The organism is Xanthomonas sp. BRIP62411 (genome assembly GCF_003993525.1).
Taxonomy (GTDB): domain Bacteria; phylum Pseudomonadota; class Gammaproteobacteria; order Xanthomonadales; family Xanthomonadaceae; genus Xanthomonas; species Xanthomonas euroxanthea.
The window spans coordinates 39,415-62,931 of sequence record NZ_QEZI01000013.1 but is presented as its reverse complement, the minus strand read 5'-3'; the positions used below and the strand labels follow the sequence as shown (position 1 = coordinate 62,931).

The 23,517-nt window shown below is 66.2% G+C and carries 14 protein-coding genes; 4 read left to right on the top strand and 10 right to left on the bottom strand.

The window, feature by feature from the left end:
• Nucleotides 1-120: 120 nt before the first annotated feature.
• The 7 genes from EO139_RS11535 to EO139_RS11495 all read right to left on the bottom strand — a co-directional run bounded on the left by EO139_RS11535 (nt 121) and on the right by EO139_RS11495 (nt 11,080).
• Nucleotides 121-447, bottom strand: a complete 327-nt coding sequence (locus tag EO139_RS11535) for a thioredoxin family protein (protein WP_126970714.1) — start codon at nt 445-447, stop codon at nt 121-123.
• On the bottom strand, nt 419-901 hold the full coding sequence (locus tag EO139_RS11530) for a flavodoxin (protein WP_126970712.1): 483 nt from the start codon (nt 899-901) through the stop codon (nt 419-421). The genes EO139_RS11535 and EO139_RS11530 overlap by 29 nt, the downstream gene beginning before the upstream one ends.
• A 21-nt stretch (nt 902-922) precedes the next feature.
• A complete protein-coding gene (locus tag EO139_RS11525; RefSeq protein ID WP_206515144.1) occupies nt 923-1,972 on the bottom strand; it encodes a hypothetical protein in 1,050 nt (349 codons plus the stop codon).
• Nucleotides 1,973-2,136: 164 nt separating this feature from the next.
• Nucleotides 2,137-3,180 (bottom strand): ribonucleotide-diphosphate reductase subunit beta, encoded by a 1,044-nt coding sequence (locus EO139_RS11520; protein ID WP_024940691.1) that lies wholly within the window; start codon nt 3,178-3,180, stop codon nt 2,137-2,139.
• Between the two features lie 194 nt (nt 3,181-3,374).
• Nucleotides 3,375-5,873 carry a ribonucleoside-diphosphate reductase subunit alpha gene (locus EO139_RS11510; RefSeq protein ID WP_119129836.1) on the bottom strand — a complete coding sequence of 833 codons (2,499 nt, stop codon included), beginning with the start codon at nt 5,871-5,873 and terminating at the stop codon, nt 3,375-3,377.
• Between the two features lie 1,351 nt (nt 5,874-7,224).
• Complete coding sequence (locus tag EO139_RS11500; RefSeq protein WP_126970708.1) at nt 7,225-8,265, bottom strand: DUF475 domain-containing protein; 1,041 nt, start codon at nt 8,263-8,265, stop codon at nt 7,225-7,227.
• A 106-nt stretch (nt 8,266-8,371) separates the two neighbouring features.
• A complete protein-coding gene (locus tag EO139_RS11495; protein WP_104584156.1) occupies nt 8,372-11,080 on the bottom strand; it encodes a bifunctional acetate--CoA ligase family protein/GNAT family N-acetyltransferase in 2,709 nt (902 codons plus the stop codon).
• A gap of 198 nt (nt 11,081-11,278) precedes the next feature.
• On the opposite strand from EO139_RS11495, the gene EO139_RS11490 reads away from it, so the two are divergent.
• The 3 genes from EO139_RS11490 to EO139_RS11480 all read left to right on the top strand — a co-directional run bounded on the left by EO139_RS11490 (nt 11,279) and on the right by EO139_RS11480 (nt 15,580).
• Nucleotides 11,279-12,064: a DUF4198 domain-containing protein gene (locus EO139_RS11490; protein WP_126970706.1), complete on the top strand. Its 786-nt coding sequence runs from the start codon at nt 11,279-11,281 to the stop codon at nt 12,062-12,064.
• A gap of 140 nt (nt 12,065-12,204) precedes the next feature.
• The gene (locus tag EO139_RS11485; protein WP_126970704.1) at nt 12,205-13,104 is read left to right on the top strand and encodes an EF-hand domain-containing protein; all 900 of its coding nucleotides are present in this window, start codon (nt 12,205-12,207) and stop codon (nt 13,102-13,104) included.
• A gap of 142 nt (nt 13,105-13,246) precedes the next feature.
• Entirely contained in the window at nt 13,247-15,580 is a 2,334-nt protein-coding gene (locus EO139_RS11480; protein WP_126970702.1) for a TonB-dependent hemoglobin/transferrin/lactoferrin family receptor, read from the top strand.
• Nucleotides 15,581-15,814: 234 nt separating this feature from the next.
• On the opposite strand, the gene mgtE is transcribed toward EO139_RS11480, so the two are convergent.
• On the bottom strand, nt 15,815-17,182 hold the full coding sequence (mgtE, locus tag EO139_RS11475) for a magnesium transporter (RefSeq protein ID WP_119129840.1): 1,368 nt from the start codon (nt 17,180-17,182) through the stop codon (nt 15,815-15,817).
• Between the two features lie 499 nt (nt 17,183-17,681).
• Here mgtE and EO139_RS11465 point away from each other — a divergent pair, with 499 nt between their 5' ends.
• Nucleotides 17,682-19,493 (top strand): monovalent cation:proton antiporter-2 (CPA2) family protein, encoded by a 1,812-nt coding sequence (locus EO139_RS11465; protein WP_126970698.1) that lies wholly within the window; start codon nt 17,682-17,684, stop codon nt 19,491-19,493.
• 322 nt (nt 19,494-19,815) lie between these two features.
• Here the strand turns inward: EO139_RS11465 and zwf are convergent, their stop codons facing one another.
• Together zwf and EO139_RS11455 are read right to left on the bottom strand one after the other, a co-directional pair.
• Nucleotides 19,816-21,678 carry a glucose-6-phosphate dehydrogenase gene (gene zwf, locus EO139_RS11460; RefSeq protein WP_164739819.1) on the bottom strand — a complete coding sequence of 621 codons (1,863 nt, stop codon included), beginning with the start codon at nt 21,676-21,678 and terminating at the stop codon, nt 19,816-19,818.
• Nucleotides 21,675-23,474, bottom strand: a complete 1,800-nt coding sequence (locus EO139_RS11455; protein ID WP_126970694.1) for a glycoside hydrolase family 15 protein — start codon at nt 23,472-23,474, stop codon at nt 21,675-21,677. The genes zwf and EO139_RS11455 overlap by 4 nt, the downstream gene beginning before the upstream one ends.
• Between the last annotated feature and the right edge of the window lie 43 nt (nt 23,475-23,517).

Here is a 23,517-nt window from a genome sequence, read left to right as displayed (position 1 = left end):
CGCTCCTACGTGAGCATCAGATTGCGTCGCGCTCGCTCGCTTAGGCGGCGGCATGCAGCCACCTTTCCGATGCAATGGCGTGCAACCGCGAGCGCGCAGGCGGCTGCGCGCCACGGTGGCTCAGAGGCTGGTCTTGACCGCGGTTTCCACCTGCGCGGGCGACTGGAAGCCGGGCAGGCGCGCCACCTCGCTGCCGTCCTTGAACAACGCTAAGGTCGGCGTCTGCCGCAGGCCCAGGCTGCGAAAGAAATCCTCGCCAACCACTTCCAGCTTCACCTTGAGCAGTGCGACGCCCGCAGCGTCCTCGCTCGCGGCGAACTTGGTCAGCGACATGTCGAGCATCTTGCAGCCCGGGCAATTGTCCTTGTAGTAGTCGACCAGCAAGCGCGGATGCGCAGCCAGGGCGGCGACGTAGTCGTCAGGCGTGGAGGCGTGGAGAGTTTGCATGGGGGGATGTCTCTGTACAGGCAAGAATGTGGTCGGTCCAGCGTTGGATCTTGGTGGCGTCGCGTTCTCCGTGGGGCATCTGTTCGATCTCCAGCCGCGGGTAGCGCGTGCCGAAGAACGCGGCGATGCGCCTGGCCGCACCGCAGTAGTTCTCCTCGCCCCACTGCGTCTCGCCGGTGCCGAACACCGCCAGGCGTTCCGGCTTGCCCACCGCGTTGACAAGCTGCTCGATGAAGCGCTTCATCTCCGGCGGCGTACGACCGGCATTGATGCTCCAGCTGCCGAGGATGTACAGGTCATGCGCGACGCCGTCCGGGCAGGCCTGGGCAAGCGTCTGGATGTCGGCATCGATCCAGGTTACCGCATGGCCCAGCTCTTCACAGCGCGCGTGGATCGCACGCGCGACATCGCGGGTGTTGCCGCTGAGCGATGTGTGGGCGAGGAGGATGCGCAAGTAGAACGTTCCGGGCTAATCCTAATAAAGAGTGTTACTGGTCATTCTTTCCCACAATTCGTCTCGGTCAAGCTCTTGGGTTCCTAGAAAAACTCTTCCGAAGGTTTCATCAACAATGCGACGTCCATTCTGGATGACATGCACATGGATACCCTTCTCCTGCGGTCGATTGGCTGTCCAAAGAACCGCAGGGGTTGATGGCCACAATTCGAAATCGAAGCCAGCGTAATCGTCAAGATTCAATTCACGATCTGGATGCACATAGGTGTCGCTGTTGTTGAATTGGTCATGCAGTGGCTTCAAAGGGGTAGACACAATTTTCCCTTCGCTCCAGACACTGTCGTTGCCACAGTTTCCGCAAAAATGTTTCGCGTGCGCGGTGTGGGCAAACGAACCGAGATCAAGATGAGGGTAGCCGCACTTTTTGCACGTCACACAGCTCATCTCTCGCTCTTGCTCTAAGGACTTGACGAACTCAAATGCGGCAGGAGGAGTAATCTGAATTTGTGTGATTTCATTACTCGCAAAAAGTCCCAGGCTTTGATTGTACGAACAGACGATCGCATCAAAGTCGCGGTCTAATACCTTCATTGCGTTGCCAGCCAGCCGTTTGTGCACGTGGATCTTAGGGGCGCGGGGTTCAATAGTTTTGCTAGATAGTGCTGGAGGGAGGGAGCACCAAACGCCAATCTCTTCAAACTCGTTAAAATCAATAACAAGAGGGTCTACGACGTAACTCATCTCCACAAGATGATTGCTGCAAGTTACCTCTCCGGAAGCTGGCACCGCAGCCAGGTCTGCTTTTGTTCCCCAGTGCATCTGGTGCGTCTTGCAGTACCATCGTTCTGCACCGTTCCTGAATTTTCCACATGGAACGATGTGGCAGGGAAGAATGGCATTATCTCCAGCCCTGCTGGAGAAGCTACCAAAAACGCCCTCCGAATTTACGGCAATATTTCCGATAGTTCTCCCCGGCGCCCAGCATATAGCCGAGGCTGCGGAATGCTTTTCTGCAAAGCTTTCTTTTTGGCCTTCATCGCAATACTTGCGGATGAACTCCTTCTTTGCCATTCCTGTACCAGGATCTGACCACTCACACTCCCAAACCTCCACTTTCCCGGTGTCTGGGTTCAGTCGTCTTGAATAAAACATCCGATGTTCTTCGCTGGTGTAAGGTGGGAAGTGGTCGCGCCACTAAGAAAATCGAATGGGGGAACAGTGATCTCTGAATGGGCTCACAGATCGTCGAAGCCGTTATCCGAGTTGGTCTTCTTGTACGAGGCGTTGCGCATCTCGAAGAAGTCGGTCTTGGTTTCGGTGAAGTTGTCGGCGTAGGCCTTGATCCACGGCATCACGTTGTCGTTGGCGCCTTCGTACAGCTTCTCGATGCCGAGCATGCCGGCCATCTTGTTGGCGCGGTACTTCACGTAGCGGATCATCTCGTCCACGTCGATGCCGTCGATGCCGTCCAGCACTTCGGCGGTCCACTGGGTTTCCAGGTCGATCGCGTGCTCGAAGGCCTTGTGCACGTAATCGGTGAGCTGGTCGCCCTGCAGCGCCTGGTTCTCGCCGATGATGGCGCGAATCAGCTCGCTGATGAACTTGGAATGGGCCAGCTCATCGCGGTTGATGAAGCTGATGATCTTGCCGGTACCGGTCATGCGGTTCTGGCGGACCAGATTGTAGAAATACGCAAAGCCGGAATAGAAGTTGATGCCTTCCAGGATCGAGGACTGGATCAGCGCGCGGATCAGCGTTTCGGCCGTCTTGTCGCGCATGAAGTCTTCGTAGGCGCCCATGATCGGCGCATTGCGCTTGATGATGGTCGGATGCGTGCGCGCGATCTCGAACACGCGGTTCTGGTCGGCCAGGCCGGTGATCGAGGCCAGCACGTAGCTATAGCTCTCGTTATGGATCACTTCCTGCTGGCCGATGATCGCGGCATTGGCATGCGCGGCCGGGTCGGTGATGTATTCGGCGACGTTGTAGATGAAGCGCGTCTGCGGCGAATCCAGCGTGGCCAGCAGGCCGATGATCGAGTCGTAGGCATTCTTCTCGCGCGCCGACAGCTCGTTGTACTGGCGCGCGTCGCCCTTCATGTCCACCTCGTCGGGGATCCAGAAGTTGGTCGACAGCTCCTTGTAGGCCCGATAGAAGGACGGGTACGGGATGTCGTTCCAGTTGAGGATGCCGGAGGTTTCGCCATTGATGATGGCGGTGGAGCGGTTGGGGTGACGCGGCTCCAGGATCTTGATGCGCTCAAGCGGTGTTGCGGACATGGGTCTCTACTCGTGTTTCAGGCGTCGCGCGCGTGTGCAGCGGGGACGACGGCAGCAATCATTCTGGAAGAAAGCCCCCTGCGTGAGGGGGCGCGCCGAAGGCGCGGGGTGTGGGAGCTGGTGAAGCAGGGTCCACGGTTCGCAACGCGAACCGTGGAAGCGAAGCGCGAATGCGCTTCGCTACTGCATGCGCTTTAGCTCGAACACCATTCGCACTCGCTGATGTCGATGTCGTTGGAACGCACGTAGTACGTGGTCTTCAGGCCTTCGCGCCAGGCGGTCATGTGCAGGTCCAGCAAGGTGCTGGCACGGATGGTGCTTGGCACGTAGAAGTTGAAGCTGATCGACTGGTCGACGTGGCGCTGGCGACGCGCGTTCTGGCGCACGCTGGCGAACTGGTCGACCTTGTAGGCGCCCTTTTCGTAGTACGGCCAGGTTTCCAGCGACAGGCCCGGAGCGGCGACCGGACGGCGGAAGTCCTTCTTTTCTTCGTAGTAGAACGCGCTGTAGATCGGGTCGATCGAGGCGGTGGAACCGGCGATCTGCGCGGTGCTCATGTTCGGCGCAACCGCCAGCATCCAGGCATTGCGCACGCCATTGACGGCCACCTGCGCGGCCAGCTCCAGCCACTGCGGGCTGTTGTAGTCGCGCGCACGGAAGTACTCGCCGGTGTGCCAGTCGCTGCCGCGGAACACGCTGTAGGTGCCCTTTTCCTTGGCCAGCTCCATGCTCGCCTGGACGGTCAGGTAGTTGATGCGCTCGTACAGCTCGTCGCTGTAGTCCTCGGCTTCCTTGGCATTCCAGTGGATGGACTTCTGCGCCAGCAGATGGTGCCAGCCGAAGGTGCCCAGGCCGATGGCGCGGTACTTCTGGTTGGTGATGGTGGCCTGCGGCACGGGCAGCTGATTCAGGTCGATCACGTTGTCGAGCATGCGCACCTGGATCGGGATCAACCGCTCCAGCACGTCGGCGCCCAGCAGGTCGGCCTGGTCTGCCTGCACGGTGATCGCGCGGCCCAGGTTGATCGAGGACAGGTTGCACACGACGAAGTCGCCGGCCTTCTTGGTGGTGACGATCTGATTGCCGCTGATGATCTCCTGCATCATCCGCGTCGGGCTCATGTTCTGCAGGATCTCGGTGCACAGGTTGGACGAATAGACCATGCCCTCGTGCTTGTTCGGGTTCTTGCGATTGACTTCGTCGCGATAGAACATGAACGGGTTGCCGGTTTCCAGCTGGCTGACCATGATCCGCTTGAAGATCTCGATCGCCTTGACCGTCTTGCGGGTGATGCGCTCGTCGGCAACCACTTCCTCGTACTTGCGACGGAAGCTGCTGTTGGCGTCGCCCTTCTTCTCGTCGTAGAAGTCCTGCAGGTACCAGCCCTTGATCCGCTTCACTTCGTGCGGATCGAACAGATACCAGTCGCCGCGGCGCTCGACCGCTTCCATGAACAGGTCGGGGATGCATACCGAGGTGAACACGTCATGCGCGCGCAGGCGCTGGTCGCCGTTGTTCAGGCGCAGATCCAGGAACGCCTCGATGTCGCGGTGGAAGATGTCCAGATAGACCGCGATGGCGCCCTTGCGCTGGCCCAGCTGATCCACCGACACGGCGGTGTTGTTGAGCTGCTTGATCCACGGCACCACGCCGCCGGAGGAATTGGACACGCCGCGGATCGCCGAACCGGACGAACGCACATAGCCCAGGTACGCGCCCACGCCGCCGCCGTGCTTGGACACGCGCGCCACGTCGGTGTTGGAGTCGTAGATGCCCTGCAGGCTGTCGTCGACGGTGTCGATGAAGCAGCTCGACAGCTGGCCGCCGACCTTGCCGGCATTGGCCAGGGTCGGGGTGGCCACGGTCATGTACAGGTTGGACAGCGCCCAGTAGGCCTCGCCGACCAGCTGCATGCGGCGCTCGCGGCTGCCCTTGCCGTTGCCGATCTCGTCCTGCATCAGGTACAGCGCGATGGTCAGCCAACGCTCCTGCGGCAGCTCGAACACGCCGCGCGAGTTGTCGGTGGCCAGGTAGCGCGTGGCCAGCAGGTACAGGCCGTTGTAGGCGAACAGCTTGTCGCGCTCGGGCTCGATCATCTTGCCGGCTTCGATCAGTTCGTCCTTGGAGTAGCGGCGCAGGATGTCGTTGGAATAGACATTGCGGTCGGCCAGGCTCTCCTGCAGGCCGACGAACGAGCCGTACTTCTGGCTGGCATCGTAGAAGCGGTTGCGGCTGGCGCGCTTGTATAGGCGGCGCAGGTACAGACGCGCGGCAAAGTGCTCCCACTCCGGGGTGGTCAGATCGACGCGGGCCTCGGCCTCGCGGATCAGATGGTCGACCAGGTCGTCGGCGTTGACGCTGTCCTTGCGATCGACGAAGCCGAACACCGAGCGCTTGTAGTCGGACACGTCCAGCTGCGGGAATTCGGCATGGATCTGGTCGATGGCGCGCTCCAGGCGCTCCGGCTCGAACGGGATCCGGCGGTTGCCGGCTTCCTTGGTGATCCAGGTGGCGACGGCTTGTTCTTCGATGGTCTGTGCGTGCATTGCAATGGCTTGGCGGGGAGGCGGCACGATGTCCGACGGGTCGGTCAATTCCGGCGCGCCGCAACCGGGCGCGCTGACACCGGCGGGAACGCTGGTGGGTGTTGCGGTACCGGCGGCGATCGCGGCAAGGGTGTCGTTGGTGGTCATGCGTCCTCCATGCGTAGGCACACGAACCCGGCTGGGGGACGGGCTGCGGCCGGATCCGGACTCCCTGGACAGCGATGGCGGTGCGCAACGACCAGCACGCAGGACACGGGGTCCGCGGCGGCATCGCCTCACCAGCCATCTCCTTACCGGAGATTCCACGGCCGCCACCGCGCGGTGTGCTGTCGCGCAGTGGTCGGTGGCGAAACAACAGCGGCGCAACGAGACCACGCCGCCTGCTCCAGGCGAGGCCCGGATGGCTGTGATCGTTCATCGCTGCCGCCGCGGAGAGGCGTTTGATTGGCAACCTGCTGCAAATCATGCTCTCACTGGTCCGGACGCCTTGGGGCGACCAACCACCGACTCCCCCAAGATAGTGGGGTCACCCGGAGGGGTCAACACCAAATGTAGGAAATTCCCGAAAACCCTTACAGCACAAAGCACTGTCTGACGAACGGTCGGCAAGAGGCTGGGAACCCGTCCAATTGGACTGCGCAGTCAAGGCCTAAACCGGCATTTCCATCGACCAGTTGGGTCCGGTTGGGTTGGCTGCGACACACATCGATGCTGAAGCCGGTCAGTTGGCCGTGACCGCCTCAAGCGGCACCGCGCGCCTGGCGGGCCGCTCCGCCGGCACGCCCAAGCTGGGGAAGCAAACTCGCCACTGCCGAATCCAGGTGTGCGCTGCCGCTCTCTCTATTGGGCGTTGCGGTCGAGGGCCCTGCAGCAAGGACGCGCAGCGTCGAGGGCGCGGTGCCCTCACCGCTTGCGGGACACGCCGTGAACCCGTCCTTGGGGGCTCAGTGGCGGCATCCATGCCGCCACACGGTCCCGCAACCGGCAAGGACACCGCACCAGACAGTTGGCCGGCTGCTTTATTAAAAACCCTGCACACCGACCGTCTCGACTGGCTCTTGCCCGCCCACCGTCGCGGGACCTTGAGCGGCATGGATGCCGCGCCAGAGCCTACAGGGACGTACTTGCGGCGTGTCCTGCGATGGTGGGCGGGCAAGGGCCCTGCAGCAAACTCACAGCGTCAAGAGCGCGGTGCCCTCACCGCACCAGACAGTTGGTCGGCTGCTTTATTGAAAACCATGCACACCGCCCATCTCGACTGGCTCTTGCCCGATCACCGTCGCGGGACCTTGAGCGGCATGGATCCCGCGCCAGAGCCTACAGGGACGTACTTGCGGCGTGTCCCGCGAGGGTGGGCGGGCAAGGGCCCTGCAGCCAAGCCACAGACCTAACGGCGCCCGTCCGTCCGTCAGCAGCGTCCACCGGATGACCGCGAAGACGCTTTGCGAGCGCTCTCAAGTGAACCGCCTGACGCCTTTAGCGCGGCCAATGCGCGGGATCAGATCTCGGTTGGGCCGATATGGTGCCGCTTGCGGTAGCGGATCGAGGACCACACCGAGGCGGCGATGAAGGCCACGCCGATCAGGCCGGTCAGCACCTCCGGCACGTGGTACACGGTGCCGACCAGCATGATGATCGCCAGCACGCCGATGGCGTAATGGGCGCCGTGCTCCAGGAACACGAACTCGTCCAGGGTGCCCTTGTGCACAAGGTAGACCGTCATCGAGCGCACGAACATCGCGCCGATCGCCAGGCCCAGCATGATGATGACCACATCGCGGGTGATCGCGAACGCGCCGATCACCCCGTCGAACGAGAACGAGGCGTCCAGCACTTCCAGGTACAGGAAGGCGGCAATGCCAGAGCGCTTGGCCGGGCCCATGCCGTCCTCGCCCTCTTCGGCCTCGAACAGCGCGTCCACGCTGCCGACCAGCAGGTACAGCAGGATGCCGCCCAGGCCGGCGAACAGCACGCTCTGGAAGATGGCGTCGGGCAGGAACAGCTTGGTGCCCAGCAGCACCGTCACCGCCACGATCACCGACATCGCATCGGCCTTGCCCAGCTTGCCGACCAGCCGTTCCACCGGGCCGAGCCAGTGCAGCTTGCGCTCCTGGTCGAACAGGAAGTTCAGGAACACCAGCAGCAGGAACATGCCGCCGAAGGCGGCGATGGACGGGTAGTTGTCGGTCAGCACCTGGCTGTAGCGGTCCGGCTCCTTCAGCGCCATCTGCATCACCGGCACCAGGCCCATGCCGGTGGCCACCGACACGATCACGATCGGGAACACCAGGCGCATGCCGAACACCGCGATCAGGATGCCGACGGTGAGGAACAGCTTCTGCCAGAACGCATTCATGTGCTTGAGCACGCCGGCGTTGACCACCGCGTTGTCGAATGACAACGACACCTCCAGCACGCTCAGCACCAGGCATAGCCACAGGGCCTGCCAGATGCCCATGGCGGAGGTATGACCCCACCAGGCAGCCAGGCCCAGGCAGATCGCTGTGACCAAGAACGACATTCTGAAATCGCGAAACATTGACACTCCCAGGCGGGCCAAGACGACAGCCGGAGCAACGGGCCGGGGCGAGGCCCGGCAGATCCGGCATGCGGTGAGGAGGGGGGGACCGCGGCGTGACCCAAGGTCAGGCCGGGCGTGGCTCGCCCATTATAGGGAGTGTCACCGCCATCAGGGTTGCATCGTCCGGATCCGGGCGTACCCCGAAGCCCAGGCTCTGGCACATCGCCAGCATGGTGCGGTTCTCGCGCAGCACCTGGCCTTCGATCTGCTTCAGGCCCAGCCAGCGCGCGTACTCGATCATGATGCGCATCAGCTGCCAGCCGATGCCGTGGCCCTTGAGGTCGGAGCGGATCAGGATGCCGTACTCGCCACGCTCGTAGTCGGCGTCGGCATGCAGCCGCACCGCGCCGAGCATGTCGCCGGTCTTGGGGTCGATGGCCACCAGCGCGATCGAGCGCGCGTAATCGAGCTGGGTCAGCCGCGCGATGAATTCGTGGCTGAAATGCTTGACCGACTGGAAGAAGCGCAGCCGCAGGTCTTCGTCGGTGACCCGCGCGAAGAACGCGCGGAACAAGGCGTCGTCCTCCGGGCGCACCGGACGCACCAGCGCATGCGTGCCATCGCCCAGCCCGATCTGGCGCTCCCACTCCTTCGGATACGGGAAGATCGCAAAGCGCGGATGGCCGCGGCCCTTGTGCAGCTTGCGCGCCGGCGCCACCGCCACGCGCGCGTCCAGCGCGATCACGCCATCGCGGTCGGCCAGCAACGGGTTGATGTCCAGCTCGGTGATTTCCGGGATGTCGGCGGCCAGCTGCGCCAGCTTGACCAGCACCAGCGCCACCGCGCGCTCGTCGGCCGCCGGCACGTCGCGGTAGGCCTTGAGGATGCGCGAGACCCGCGTGCGCCCGATCAGCTCGTGGGCCAGGCGCAGGTCCAGCGGCGGCAACGCCAGCTCGCGGTCGTTGATCACTTCCACCGCGGTGCCGCCACGGCCGAACACGATGGCCGGGCCGAACACCGGGTCGTCGGCGATGCCGGCGATCAGTTCACGCGCCTTCGGCCGCAGCACGGTGGGTTGCACGATCACCCCCTCGATCACTGCATCCGGCAGCGCAGCGCGCGCCCGCGCCAGGATGCCGGCCGCCGCCTCGCGCACCGCCGCCACGCTGGACAGGTTCAGGCGCACGCCATCCACATCGGACTTGTGCGCGATGTCGCTGGACAGCACCTTCAAGGTCACCGTGCGGCCGACGGCCAACAGCGGGTCGGCCAGCAAGGCGGCCTCGTTGGCGGTGGCGGCCACCTGCAGCGGCACGATCGGGATGCCGTAGGCGGCCAGCAGGCGGTTGGTGGCGACCGGGTCCAGCCAGCGCCGGCCGGCCGCCAGGGCGTCGTCGACCACGGTGCGGGCAATGGCCGCATCCACCACGAAATCTTCCGGCAGGCTGGGCGGGGTCTCCATCAACGCCGCCTGCGCCTCGCGATAGCGCACCAGGTGGGTGAAGCCGCGCACCGCGTCCGATTCGGTCGCATAGGTGGGCACGCGCGCGGCGTTGAGCGCGGCAATCGCCGCATCGTCCTGGCCCAGCCATACCGCGAACACCGGCTTTTCGCGCTGGTAGCGGTTGCGTTGGTCCAGCGCGCGGGTCAGCGCCTTGGCCGCATCGGCCGAGGAGGTGAACGCGGTCGGCACGTTGACCACCAGCAGCGCGTCGTTCTCCGGGTCGTCCAGCAAGGCTTCGATCGCCGCGGCATACCGCGGCCCGTCGGCATCGACGATGATGTCCACCGGATTGCTGCGCGACCAGCCTTGCGGCAACGACTGATCCAGCCGCTCCAGCGTCTTGGCCGACAGCTCGGCCAGGGTGCCGCCGCGCAGCACCAGCTGGTCCACCGCCAGCTGCCCCACCCCGCCGCCATTGCTGAGGATGGCCAGCCGCCGGCCGGGAAAACTGCCGAGCCGGCCCAGCGTCTCGGCGGCGGCAAACAATTCGTCCAGCGCGCCCACCCGCAACAGGCCGGCACGCGCGAATGCGGCGCCATACACCGCATCCGAGCCGGCCAGCGCCTGCGCATGCGTATCGGCATTGGGATTGATGCGGAACTGGCGGCCCGACTTGACCACCACCACCGGCTTGGCGCGCGCGGCGGCGCGGGCGGCCGACATGAACTTGCGCGCATCGCCGATGCGTTCGACGTACAGCAGGATCGCGCGGGTGCGGTAGTCGGTGGCGAAGTAGTCGAGCAGGTCGCCGAAATCCACATCCAGCGTGTCGCCCAGCGACACCACCGCCGAGAACCCCACCGAGCGCGCCACGCCCCATTCCACCAGCGCGGCGGCAATCGCGCTGGATTCGGAGATCAATGCCAGGTCGCCGGCCTGCGGGCAATGCGCGGCGATGCTGGCATTGAGCCGCGCATGCGGGGCGATCACGCCCAGGCAGTGCGGGCCGAGGATGCGCATGCCCTTGGCGCGCGCGGCCGCTTCCATCCGCGCGGCCGGCGAGCCGGGGCCGCTGCCCAGCCCGGCGGTGAGGATGATCGCCGCAGCCACCCCGCGCCGCGCGGCGATGGAGACGATGCGCGGCACGATGCGCGCCGGCGCGGTGATCACCACCAGGTCCGGCACCCACGGCAAATCGGTCAGCCGCGCCACCGTGCGCACGCCGTCGATCTCGGTATAGCGCGGGCTCACCCAGCCGATCTGCCCGGGAAACCCGGCCGCGCGCAGATTGCGCACCACCGCCCGCCCGGCCGAGCGATCGCGCGGACTGCCGCCGACCACCGCCACGGTGGTGGGACGAAAGACCTGCTGCAGGTGGTAGGTACTCATGGCGAAGAGACGGCGGGGAAAGCGGACACGGTACACGTCGGCCCGAGCGCACGTCATTGATCCCGCGCTGGAGAAGCGCGACGCAGCGCCTGTTATTGTTGTGAACGATTCGCATTTTCGTTAATATCGTGTGGTCAGCCAGCTTCCTGCGCCGCCCCGCGCCCTGCCGCCAGCGACCCACTCGGAACAGGGCCCCCCATGAAACTGCTGACCTTGTCGGCGCTGCTGCTCGCTGCCTCCGCCTCTGCGCACACCCCTTACCTTGCACCCAACACCTTCACGCCCCAGCCGGGCCAGACGGTGACCCTGGACGCGGCCTTCGCCGAGACCTTCTTCGTCCCGGAGGCGGCCTTCGACCAGAGCCACTTCCGCATCACCGGGCCCGACGGCCGTGATGTCGCGCCGGCCCGGGTGCAGGCGCTCGACACCCGCACCGTGGTCGAACACACCCTGGGCAAGCAGCCCGGCACCTACCGGGTCAGCACCGGCCTGCGCGTGGGCGCGCAATTCCGCACCTGGGAGCTGGATGGCAAACGGCAGACCGTGCGCGATCCGAACGTGCCCATGCCCAAGGGCGCCACGCTGCTCGCCAGCTTCCAGTCGCGCACCCTGGCCGACACCTATCTGAGCGTCGGCAAGCCCGATCGCACCGCGCTGGCGCCGCGCAACCGTGGCCTGGAACTGGTGCCGGTCTCCCATCCCAACGACCTGTATGTCGGCGAGCGCTTCGTCTTTACGGTGCAGTACGACGGCGTGCCGCTGCCCAGGCAGACCGTGGACATCAGCGAGGCGGTCTGGACTTCCGACCGCACCCCGACGCTGGTCAGCCTGACCACCGACGCGGCCGGCCGCGCCACGATGAAGCTTGACCGCGCCGGCACCTGGCTGGCGCTGTCCCGCCACCGCACCCCGGCCCCGGCCGACGCCCCGGTGCGCGAGTACAGCAACAGCACCACGCTCACCTTCCAGGTGCTGGAGCCGTAGCGCCGCGCAACCGCTGCGGCGGTTGCATGCCCCACTGGCCCGACTTCACCGGCGCGGTGTCTCCGCCCGGCGTACCGACACGCCTGCAGGCCCAGCCAGCGCCACGGCCCGCCACCGTTTCCCCCCTCAAGAGGCAATCCATGAACACTGGCTCCCTGGCCGGCGCGTGCCTGTGCGCGCTGCTGCTTCCCGCAACCGCACTCGCCCAGTCCGGGCCGCGCCCGCTGCTCGGCGGTCACGGCAACAACGTGCAGGCCTTCATCACCCAGCATGACGACGACCGCGACGGCCGCATCACCGCCGCCGACTTCGCCGCCTTTCGCCGCGCCCGCTTCGACGCCACCGACCGCAACCACGACGGCAGCGTCGACGAGGACGAATACGTGGCCGAATTCCGCCAGCGTCGCCAGCAGGCGCTGGAGCAGGAACGCAGCGCGCAGGCCGCGCACGGCAGGCAGCGCTTTGCCGCACTCGATGCTGATGGCGACGGGCAGGTGGCGCGCGCCGAATTCGACGCCGCCGGTGCGCAGGACTGGGCGCGCGGCCAGGCGGCGCTGACGGCGGCGGCCAAGGCGCCCCCTGGCGACAGGACACAGGCCTTCGATCGCGACGGCGGCCGCCCCGGCATGCCCGACAGCCAGTCGGCCGAGGGCTTCCTGGCGCTGTACGACGAGAACGGCGATGGCAAGGTGGGCCGCAAGGAATACGCCGGCCTGCGCGCGGCGCAGTTCGCCAGCGCCGACGGCGACCGCAACGGGGCGCTGGCGCCGGACGAGTACCGGGTGGAGTTCGAAGACCGCCTCAACCGTCGCCTCACCGCGCTCGAGCAGGCCGACGACCGCCAGGTGCATGTGCGTTTCAAGGTGCTCGACACCGACAAGGACCAGCGCATGACCTTCGCCGAATATCAGGCGTCGGGGTTGCGCACCTTCGCCCGCGTCGACCGCAACCACGATGGCGTGGTCGATGCCAGCGATGCCGCGCTGCCGCCGCCGGCGCCGGCGACCGCGCCGGCCACCACGCCGGCCCGGGCCGACTGACCTGCCGCGCGGGCCCTGGCGCCCGTGCCCCCTGGCCCGCCGCTGGCGGGCCCACCCAGCTACGCGACTGCGGTGTTCTGCCGCTTGCAGCCAGGTCCGCGCCGTCCGGCGCTCCTTCCTCTTCCTGACTGTGGACTCCACGATGACCTCGACACCGACCCTGCTGGCCCTGGCGATCGCCACCGGCCTGGCCTTCCCGCTGCATGCCGAACAGGCACCGTCCGACGCCACCACCTTCGACCCGGTCGAGGTGAAGGCCGCGCGCGACAAGCGCGCCTCCGGCAACCAGAACGTCACCACCCTCGACACTGCGCAGCTGCAGCAGGAACAGGCCGAGAGCATGGAGGACCTGGTGCGCTACATCCCCGGCGTGAGCATCGCCGACATGGGCCGCTTCGGCGAGAACGGCTTCAACATCCGCGGCCTGGAAGGCGACCGGGTGGCGATGACCATCGACGGCCTGTCGATGGCCGAGGGCGTGGAGACCGCGCGCGACTACGAGTTCTTCCGCGCCGGCCGCGGCGGCGTGGACGTCGATTCGCTCAAGCGGGTGGACATCGTCAAGGGCGCCGATTCCATCAGTGCCGGCAGCGGCGCGCTCGGTGGTGCGGTGGTATTCACCACCAAGGATCCCTACGACTACCTCAAGGCCCAGGGCAACGACAGCCATGTCGGCCTCAAGACCGGCTACACCGGCCACAACGACCAATGGCTGGGCAACCTTACCGTCGCCAACCGCAGCGGCATCGTCGAATCGATGCTGAGCTACACCCGCCGCGAGGGCCATGAGTCCGAGGGCTGGTATTCCAGTACCGACACCGGCAGCGCGCGGCGCACGCCCGACCCGATCGACAACGAAAGCGACAACGTGCTGGCCAAACTCGACGTGGTGCCGAACGCACAGCACCGCTTCGGCGTGGTGTACGAGCGCAACCGCGCGCAGAACCGGGTCGACAATCTCAGCCGCGTCAGCGCGCCCAGCTACGCCGAACGCGTTGGCGACGACAGCAACGACCGTGACCGCTACGGCCTGCGCTACCTCTGGAATGCCGACAACGCCCTGTTCGACACCCTGCAGGCGCAGCTGGACCGCCAGCAGACCGACAGCCGTGGCACCACCCGCATCCTGACCCAGAGCGGCAGCTCGAGCACGCCGGCCACCGCCGCCACCACGCGCTGCACGGTGGCGCTGCCGTGCCGCCGGGCCGAAGATCGCGACACCGAGCAGACCCTGGACCGCATCGCGGTCGACTTCGACAAGCAGCTGCATGGCAACGGCTGGTCGCAGGCGCTGCTGTACGGGGCGGCCTGGCAGCGCCGCAGCATCGACTACAGCGCGATCGACTACCGCTGGAACAATGCCGGCACGCTGGACACCGCCACCATCGATCCGGCGCAGGTGCCCAAGACCGATGCCGACAGCTGGAACGTGTACCTGCGCGATCGCATCGGCCTGCTCGACGACCGCCTGCAGCTGACCCTGGGTGCGCGCTACGACCACTACCGCTACGCGCCGACGCTGTCGCCCACCTTCGTCGACAGCACCGGCACGGTGGGCGAGGTGACGTTCTCCTCGCCCACCTGGCAGGCCGGCATCAGCTATGCCTTCACCCCGCAGCAGACGCTGTGGTTCCAGGCCGGGCGCGGCTTCCGTGCCCCGACCACGGCCGAGATGTATGCCCCGACCAGCATCACCGCGCTGACCCGGGTGGACACCGGCGCCACCGTCAACGTGCCCACCGTGGCCGCCAATCCCGCACTGGAGGCCGAGCGCAGCCTCAACCTGGAACTGGGCTGGCGCTGGGAGAGCGACTGGGCGCGCGTGGGCCTGTCGGTGTTCCGCGACCGCTACGACGACTTCATCCAGAGCGAGACCGTCACCACCGATGCCGGCACGCTCTACCAGACCTGTACCCGCGGCGTGTGCACCACGCGCAACGGCTACGCCTACACCACGCTGCGCAATGTCGGCCAGGTCGAGGTCAAGGGCGTGGAACTGGATGCGCAATTCAGGCTCGGCGATGCGTGGCTGCTGCGCGCGGCATGGACCCACAACCAGGGCGAGCTGGAAGACGGCCGCCCGCTGGACAGCATCAATCCGGATCGCGGCGTGCTCGGCCTGAGCTGGCAGGGTCTGGACGAGCGCCTGCGTGTCACCGCCAACATCACCCATGCGCTGGCCAAGAAAGCCAAGGACGTCAACGTCGAGAACGACATCTTCGGCGCTGCGGCCGAGCCATTCCTCAGCGATGCCTACAGCGTGGTCGACCTGTTCGGCAGCTACCGCGTCAACGCGCACGTACGCGTCAATCTCGGCGTCTACAACCTGTTCGACGAGCGTTACTACCAGTGGGCGCGCATCCGCAATGTCACCCGCGGCGATTTCTATCTGTACGGCTATGCCACCGATGACGGCATCGGCCGCTACAGCGAACCGGGCCGCAACCTGCGCGCCACGCTGTATGTGACCTTCTGAGGCGCGATCGCCGCTGCGCATCGCTGCACGGTGGGCCGTGCAGCGATGCAGGCTGGACCGCCGGTACGGCCTGGCCCGGCACCGGCACCGGCGCGGAGTGCCGAGTGCCGAGTGCCGAGTGCCGAGTGCCGAGACGCAGCGTCAACGACCGGACGATGTGCCGCAATGCGTGCGGCTTCTCGACCGGAGCATGGCGGGGCGCAATTGTTCGCGCCCCGCGCACTGCCCGCGGCGCTACAACAAGGTGCCGCTGAGGATCGCGGCGGCAATGCTGAAATAGATCACCAGGCCGGTGACGTCCACCAGGGTCGCCACGAACGGCGCCGAGGCGCTGGCCGGGTCGAAGCCGAGCCGTTGCAGCACGAACGGCAGCATCGAGCCGGACAGCGAGCCGAAGGTGACGATACCGATCAGCGCCGCACCGATGGTCAGCGCCACCATCTGCCAGTGCGGGCCGTAGTCGTACAGGCCGGCGGTCTGCCAGAGGGTGATGCGCACGATCGCCAGGATGCCCAGGATGGCGCCCAGGGTGAGCCCGGTGGGCAGTTCGCGCAGGGCCACCTTCCACCAGTCGCCCAAGCGCAGTTCGCGCAGTGCCAGCGAGCGGATCAGCAGCGAGGTGGCCTGCGAGCCGGAGTTGCCGCCCGAGCTCATGATCAACGGAATGAACAGGGTCAGCACCACCGCCTTGGACAGCTCGTCCTCGAAGTGCTGCATCGCGCTGGCGGTGAGCATTTCGCCCAGGAACAGCACGCTCAGCCAACCGGCGCGCTTCTTGATCATCTGGCCGAAGCCGATCTGCATGTAGGGCTTGTCCAGCGCCTCCATGCCGCCGAACTTGTGCACGTCCTCGGTGGATTCGGCGATCAGCGCGTCCAGCACATCGTCCACGGTGACGATGCCCAGCACATGGCCGTGCGCATCCACCACCGGGATCGCCAGCAGGTCGTGGCGGCGGATCAGCCGGGCGACTTCTTCCTGGTCCAGCGCCGGGTCCACCGTGACCGGCGGGTTGACCTGTGCCACCTCCAGGATCGGCGCATCCGGCGCGCCGGTGATCAGCCGGCGCATGGTGACCACCTGGGTCAGCACGCGGGTGTGCGGGTCGAGCAGGTAGATCGCATAGACCGTCTCGCGGCTGCGCTCCACCTCGCGGATGTGCTGCAGGGTGCGGCCCACGGTCCAGTCGGCCGGCACCGCCACGAACTCGGTGGTCATCAGCGCGCCGGCGGTATTGGGCGGGTAGCGCATCAAGGCCTGGATCGACAGCCGCGCCTCGGCACTGAGCAGCCACAGCAACCCCTGGCGCTGCTCGGCATCCAGGCCATGGAAGATGTCGGTGGCGCGGTCGTCGGCCATCTGCCCGAGCAGGGAGGCGGCCTGCTCGGCCGGCAGTTGTGCGACCAGGGCGCTGGCGTCGTGCAGCTCGGGTTGTTCGAGCACCTTCACCGCACGCGGCGGCGGCAGCGCGGCCAGCACATGGGCGGCATCGTCGCGGTCGAGGGTGTTGAGGTATTCCACCGCATCGGCCGTATTGAAGTCGGCCATGGGTGCGATCAAGGCATCGACGCCTTGGGCAAGGCGCAGGGTTTCGTTGTACATGGGGTTCGCCTGGTGACGACCGTCGTCGATGACAGCCGGCGAACCTGAAGCCTCAGGCGCGCGCCAACTGGGTCATCGACCCGGGTCTAGGGTGACTGTCGCTGGACATGAGAGAGGGCTCCGAGAGTGCGTACCGACCGGTGATCCGGGCGGCGGCGCGGCGCAGTCTGCGCGCCTGGGCTGGCGGGGTCAATGCCCTGCGTGGGCGGCGCTCAGCGCGCGTCCAGCCGCCGGTGCACGGCATGGCTTGAAAGGCGCGATCGGGCCGCCGGGCAGCGGACGCCGCACGCATGCCCTGCGGCAGATCCACAGTGGCAAGCAGCCAGCGGGCCGCCGCCGGAACAGGGCGCGTGCGTTGCGCCCTAGGCTGCCCCGGCGTTCGATGGCGATGCCGGCGCCCGCTGGCGGCGATCGCCTGCCGTGTTGCAGGCAGGACACGCTGATCCGGGCCGACAGGCCGCCGCGGGCGGCATAATGCACCTCTCAACGGAGAGTGCGCATGCATAGCGGTGGTCTGGAACTGGCTCTGGTGCTGATGCTGGCCGCCATCGTGGCGGTGCCGGTGTTCAAGCGCTTCGGCCTGGGCGCGGTGCTGGCCTACCTGGTCGCCGGTGTGGTGCTCGGCCCCGACGGCGTGGGCGTGGTGCAGGATGCCGAGCGCATCAGCGGCGCGGCCGAGATCGGCGTGGTGATGCTGTTGTTCGTGATCGGCCTGGAACTGTCGCCGGCACGTTTGAAGGTGATGCGGCATTCGGTGTTCGGTGCCGGCGCCACCCAGGTGGTGGTGACCACGCTGATCCTGGGCGGCCTGCTGATGCTCGGCAACCTGGGCTGGAAAAGCGCGTTGATCGTCGGCGTGGCGCTGGCGTTGTCGTCCACCGCGGTGGGGCTGCAGCTGCTGGCCGAACGCAAGGCGCTCAATAGCGACTACGGGCGCCTGGCATTTGCCATCCTGCTGTTCCAGGACCTGATCGCCATTCCGCTGCTGGCGGCGATTCCGCTGCTGGGCGGCAGCAAGAACGCCACCCTGGAATGGCAGGACGTGGCCAAGGCGGTGGCGGCGCTGGCGCTGGTGATCCTGTGCGGGCGCTTCGTGCTGCGCTATCTGTTCAACATGGTGGCACGCACGCGCATGCCGGAAGTGTTCACCGCCAGCGCCTTGCTGGTGGTGCTGGGCACCGCCTGGATCATGCAGGAAGCCGGATTGAGCGCCAGCCTGGGCGCGTTTCTGGCAGGCGTGCTGCTGGCCGATTCGGAATTCCGCCACGAGCTCGAATCGCAGATCGAGCCGTTCGAAGGTTTGCTGCTGGGGCTGTTCTTCATCTCGGTCGGCATGGGCATCGACCTGAACCGGGTGGTCGCCGAGCCGTGGCTGATCGCCAGTGGCGTGGCGATCCTGCTGGTGGTGAAGTTCTCGCTGCTGGTCGGGATCGGCAGCGTGGCCAGACTGCCGCTGCGCAGCAGCCTGATGCTGGGCAGCGTGTTGTGGCTGGGCGGCGAATTCGCCTTTGTGGTGTTCAACGAGGCCGATCGCGTCGGCTTGCTGGAGCGCGCCAACCACGACCGGCTGGTGGCCATTGTCGGTGTCTCGATGGCGCTGACGCCGCTGTTGCTGCTCGGCATGCAGCGCATCCTCAACGGGCCGCTGCGGCTGCACGCGCCCACGTCCGATCGCCCGTTCGACGCCATCGATGCGCAGACGCCCAAGGTGCTGGTCGCCGGCATGGGCCGCTTCGGCCAGGTCGTCGCGCGCCTGCTCACCGCGCGGCATGTGCCGTTCGTGGCGCTGGAACACAATCCGGACACCGTGGAGGACTTGCGCCGCTTCGGCAGCCAGTTGTACTACGGCGACCCCACCCGCCCGGAACTGCTGCGCGCCGCCGGTGCCGAGCGCATCAAGGTGTTCGTGATCGCGGTGGACGACCCGGAAACCAACATCAAGGCGGTGCGGCTGATCCGCCGCCTGTACCCGCAGGCCACGGTGCTGGCACGTGCACGCAATCGCCAGCATGCCTGGAAGCTGATGGACCTGGGCGCCGAACCGTTCCGCGAGGTATTCGCCTCCAGCCTGGAACTGAGCGAACGCGTGCTGACCTCGCTCGGGCTGGGCGAGGCGGTGGCCAAGGAGCACGTCAAACGGTTCCGCCAGCACGACGAAGAGTTGTTGCATCGCCAGCACCTGGTCTATGACGACGAAGCCAAGGTGATCCAGACCTCGCGCGATGCACGCGCGGACCTGATGCATCTGTTCGAAGCCGACGTCAAGGCCGATGTGGACGGCGAGCCTGCACCCACCACGCTCGATCGCTGAGCCCTTCGTAGGAGCGTGCCCGCGCGCGACGGGGCTTTACCGATAACGCCTCGTCGCGCGCAGGCACGCTCCTACGCGGATGTGGTGCATCTTTCGTCAGCGTTAGCTGCGCAGTCGATGCTTGAAGACGACCTGCACGCGAGCATTCGATCGCGTCCAAGTCCTAAGCCGATGCGGATGGCGAACCTGCACCAACCACCCACAATCGCTGCCGTGTTCGTAGGAGCGTGCCTGCGCGCGACCCGGGCGTTACCGATAAAGCCCGTCGCGCGCGGGCACGCTCCTACGTGGAGCTGCGGCGGCCGTATGCCGCTCGCATCCCTCAGCGGCGTGGCGTGCGCGCCGCAGTCTTGCTGGTCGACTTCTTCGCTGCGCGCTTGCCTGCCGCGGTCTTGCCGGCGGTCTTTGCGACCTTGCCGGTTGCGCGTTTGCTCACGGCTTTCTTTGCCGCGCTGCCCGGCGACGTAGCCGCATCCTGCGATGGTCTTGATGCGGCCGCAGATGCGCGATTGGCTGGCGCCTTGGTGACCTTTTCGGCTGCCGCCTTGGTGATCTTCCTGGCCGGTGCCTTGGCAACCTTCTTGACCGTCTTCCCGGTGGCTTTCTTGACCGGCGTGGTGGCGCTGCCACGTGCGTCCGGTGCGCGGCGCGGCGGTGGCTTGCGGCCCGGGGTGAGCGCGCGCCAGGCGTGTCCACCATTCATGGCCAGCAAGGCATCGGCGGCCGAGGGGCCGGCGCTGCCGGCGGCGTAATTGGGGAAGTCGCTGGGCGGTTGTTTCCAGGCATCCAGGATCGGCTGCACGATGCGCCAGGCACCTTCCACCATGGCCGCGTCCTGGAACAGGCCGGCCTCGCCGTTCATGCAGTCCTGCAGCAGGCGCTCGTAGCCCACCGTGTATTCCTTGGGGAACCAGTCGCGGTAGCGGAAGTCCATGCGCACCGGTGCCAGGCTGACCTGCGCGCCGGGGCGCTTGACGTCGAACTGCAGCGAGATGCCTTCGTCGGGCTGGATGTGCAGCACCAGCCAGTCGGGGCCGTAGCCGCCCACTTCGGTGCTGCGGAACGGCGCCAGCGGCGCCGGCTTGAAGCGGATCGCGATCTCGGTGGTACGCTCACGCAGGCGCTTGCCGGTGCGCAGGTAGAACGGCACGCCGGCCCAGCGCCAGGTGTCGACCTGCAGCTTCATCGCCACATAGGTTTCGGTTTCCGAATCGTCCGGCACCGTGTCTTCTTCGCGATACCCCGGCACGGCGCTGCGGTTGACCGCGCCGGAGGCATACTGGCCGCGCACCACGTCTTCGGGCTTGATCGGGCGCACTGCTTCGATCACTTCGGCGCGGCGGCGATGCATCGCCTCGGTGGTGAACGCGGCCGGCGGCTCCATCGCAATCATCGCCAGCAACTGGAACAGGTGATTGGGCACCATGTCGCGCAGGCAGCCGGTGGGATCATAGAAGCGTCCGCGCCCCTCCACCCCGATGGTTTCGGCGGCGGTGATCTGCACATGATCGATGCGGTCGCGGTTCCACACCGGCTCGAACAGGCCGTTGGCGAAACGGAACGCCAGGATGTTCTGCACGGTTTCCTTGCCGAGGAAGTGGTCGATGCGGAACACCTGATCCTCGTGCAGCACCTTGGCGACGGTGGCATTGAGCGCGACGGCGCTGGGCAGATCGTGTCCGAAGGGCTTTTCCACGATCACCCGACGCCAGCCCTCGCCCTCGCGTTGCCTGACCAGCCCGGCTTCGCCCAGGTTGAGCAGTACCGGCTCGAAGAAGCGCGCGGCGGTGGCCAGGTAAAACAGCACATTGCCCTGGGTGCCATAGCGTTTGTGCAGTTTCTCCAGCGCGCCACCCAGGGTTTGATAGGCGCCCAGGTCAGTGAAATCGCCGCGCAGATAATGCATGCGCTCGCGCAGCCACTCCCAGGTGTCGGTATCGAACTCGTCGGTCTGGAATTCGGCATCGCGGCTGCTGAGCAGCTCGGTCATCGACTGGCCCATCATCGTGCGCCACGAGCGCTCGCTGATATCACCATGATCCATGCCGACGATGGCGAACTGCTCGCCCAGCGCGCCGGAGCGCCGCAGGTTGTACAGCGCCGGCATCACCAGGCGCTTGGTCAGGTCACCGCGTGCACCAAACACCACGATGATGCACGGCGGGGTTGTGGCTTGTTCGTTCATGGATGTGTTTCCTTTTCGCCCATGCGTCCGTGCAGGCGCAATGCCGCATTGACCAGAGCCACGTGGGAATACCCTTGCGGGAAGTTGCCAAGCATGCGTTTGCTGCGCGGGTCGTACTCTTCGGCAAGCAGGCCCACGTCGTTGCACAGCCCGAGCAGACGTTCGAGCAGCATGCGTGCCTGCTCGGTGCGCCCGAGCAATGCATAGTTTTCCACCAGCCAGAAGCTGCAGGCAAGAAAGGTGCCCTCGCCGGCCGGCAGCCCGTCGGCGCTGTCGTCGGCGCGATAGCGTTCGACCAATCCATCGATGGTCAGGTCGCGTGCGATGGCATCGGCGGTGGCCGCGATGCGCGGATCCTCGGCCGGCAGGAACCCGACGATCGGAATCAGCAACAGCGACGCGTCCAGACGGTCGGAACCATAGCTCTGCACGAAATGCCCGTCCGGGTGCACGCCCTTCTCCAGCACTTCTGCGCGGATTTGCTCGGCGATGCGGCCCCAGTGCGCGCGCTTGGCCGCATCGGCATTGGTGATGCCATCGCGCGCGCCGCAATCGAAGGCCAGCCAGGCCATCACCTTGGAATGCACGAAATGACGGCGCTCGTCGCGGATCTCCCAGATGCCTTCGTCGGGCAGCCGCCACAGCGTTTCCAGCGTCTCCAGCACTTTTTCCAGCAACGATGCCGACGAGCCATCGGCGTCGGACAGCGGTGCCACGCCCTTTTCGCGCGCGTAGTGGAACGCGCCGATCAACTCGCCGTAGACGTCGAGCTGGAACTGATCCACCGCCCCGTTGCCGATACGCACCGGGCTGGAGTTTTCATGGCCGGGCAGCCAGTGCGCTTCCCATTCCTGCAGCCGGCGCTCGCCGGCGATGCCGTAGAGCGCCTGCAACTGGTCCGGCGACCCGGCGATGGCGCGCTGTACCCAATCGCGGAACGCCTCTGCCTCGTCGCGATACCCGGCCTGCAGCAGGGCGATCAGCGTGAACACCGAATCGCGCAGCCAGCAGTAGCGGTAATCCCAGTTGCGGGTGCCGCCCAGATGCTCGGGCAGCGAGGCCGTCGGCGCAGCGACGATGCCGCCGGTGGGCAGATAGCTGAGCCCTTTCAACACCACCAGCGAGCGACGCACCTGCTCGGTCCAGGGGCCGACATCGGTACAGCGACGCGCCCAACCGTGCCAGAACGCGGCCGTGCGCTGCAGCGCCTGTTCCGGATCGATCGCCGTCGGCGTGGGCTGATGCGACAGGCCATGGCTCAGCAGGAACCAGGTGCTCTGGCCCTGGCGCAGCGTGAAGTCGGCTTCGGTGCCCATGTCCTCGCCATGCAGCGCCTGTGGCGAGCGCAGGGCGAGCTGGTCGGGCCCGGCGATGGCACGGATGCCGCCATCGATACGCGTCACCCAGGGCACGGTGCGGCCGTAGTTGAAGCGGAAGGTCAGGCGCATGTGCATCGGCACCTCGCCCTGCACGCAACGCACGATCCGCACCAGGTGCTGGTGGCCGTCGCCTTCCTCGCTGGCGACCATGAAGTCGACCAGTTCCACCGTGCCGGTGTCGGTGTGCATGCGCGTGCACAACACCAGGCTGTCGTCTTCATAGGTACGTTCACTGCGAAAGTCGCCGGCCGGCGACAACGCCCATTGCCCGTGCTGCTCATCGCCCAGCAGGGATGCGAAAAACGCGTCGGAATCGAAACGTGGCAGACACAGCCAGTCGATGGTGCCACGGTGGTCGACCAGGGCCGCGCTGTGGCAATTACCCAGCATGGCATGGTCCTCGATACGCACGCTCATCGTAGAGGCGCTTCCTTCGTGCGAGTGAAGGCCCAGTCTTGCA

What these genes read in the sequence shown, in the direction of transcription:
- EO139_RS11495 (WP_104584156.1), bottom strand. Translation starts at nt 11,080, where the DNA reads ATGAGTACCTACCACCTGCAGCAGGTCTTTCGTCCCACCACCGTGGCG.
- EO139_RS11490 (WP_126970706.1), top strand. Translation starts at nt 11,279, where the DNA reads ATGAAACTGCTGACCTTGTCGGCGCTGCTGCTCGCTGCCTCCGCCTCT.
- EO139_RS11480 (WP_126970702.1), top strand. Translation starts at nt 13,247, where the DNA reads ATGACCTCGACACCGACCCTGCTGGCCCTGGCGATCGCCACCGGCCTG.
- EO139_RS11520 (WP_024940691.1), bottom strand. Translation starts at nt 3,180, where the DNA reads ATGTCCGCAACACCGCTTGAGCGCATCAAGATCCTGGAGCCGCGTCAC.
- EO139_RS11510 (WP_119129836.1), bottom strand. Translation starts at nt 5,873, where the DNA reads ATGACCACCAACGACACCCTTGCCGCGATCGCCGCCGGTACCGCAACA.
- EO139_RS11455 (WP_126970694.1), bottom strand. Translation starts at nt 23,474, where the DNA reads ATGAGCGTGCGTATCGAGGACCATGCCATGCTGGGTAATTGCCACAGC.
- EO139_RS11525 (WP_206515144.1), bottom strand. Translation starts at nt 1,972, where the DNA reads ATGGCAAAGAAGGAGTTCATCCGCAAGTATTGCGATGAAGGCCAAAAA.
- EO139_RS11485 (WP_126970704.1), top strand. Translation starts at nt 12,205, where the DNA reads ATGAACACTGGCTCCCTGGCCGGCGCGTGCCTGTGCGCGCTGCTGCTT.
- EO139_RS11535 (WP_126970714.1), bottom strand. Translation starts at nt 447, where the DNA reads ATGCAAACTCTCCACGCCTCCACGCCTGACGACTACGTCGCCGCCCTG.
- EO139_RS11465 (WP_126970698.1), top strand. Translation starts at nt 17,682, where the DNA reads ATGCATAGCGGTGGTCTGGAACTGGCTCTGGTGCTGATGCTGGCCGCC.
- mgtE (WP_119129840.1), bottom strand. Translation starts at nt 17,182, where the DNA reads ATGTACAACGAAACCCTGCGCCTTGCCCAAGGCGTCGATGCCTTGATC.
- zwf (WP_164739819.1), bottom strand. Translation starts at nt 21,678, where the DNA reads ATGAACGAACAAGCCACAACCCCGCCGTGCATCATCGTGGTGTTTGGT.
- EO139_RS11500 (WP_126970708.1), bottom strand. Translation starts at nt 8,265, where the DNA reads ATGTTTCGCGATTTCAGAATGTCGTTCTTGGTCACAGCGATCTGCCTG.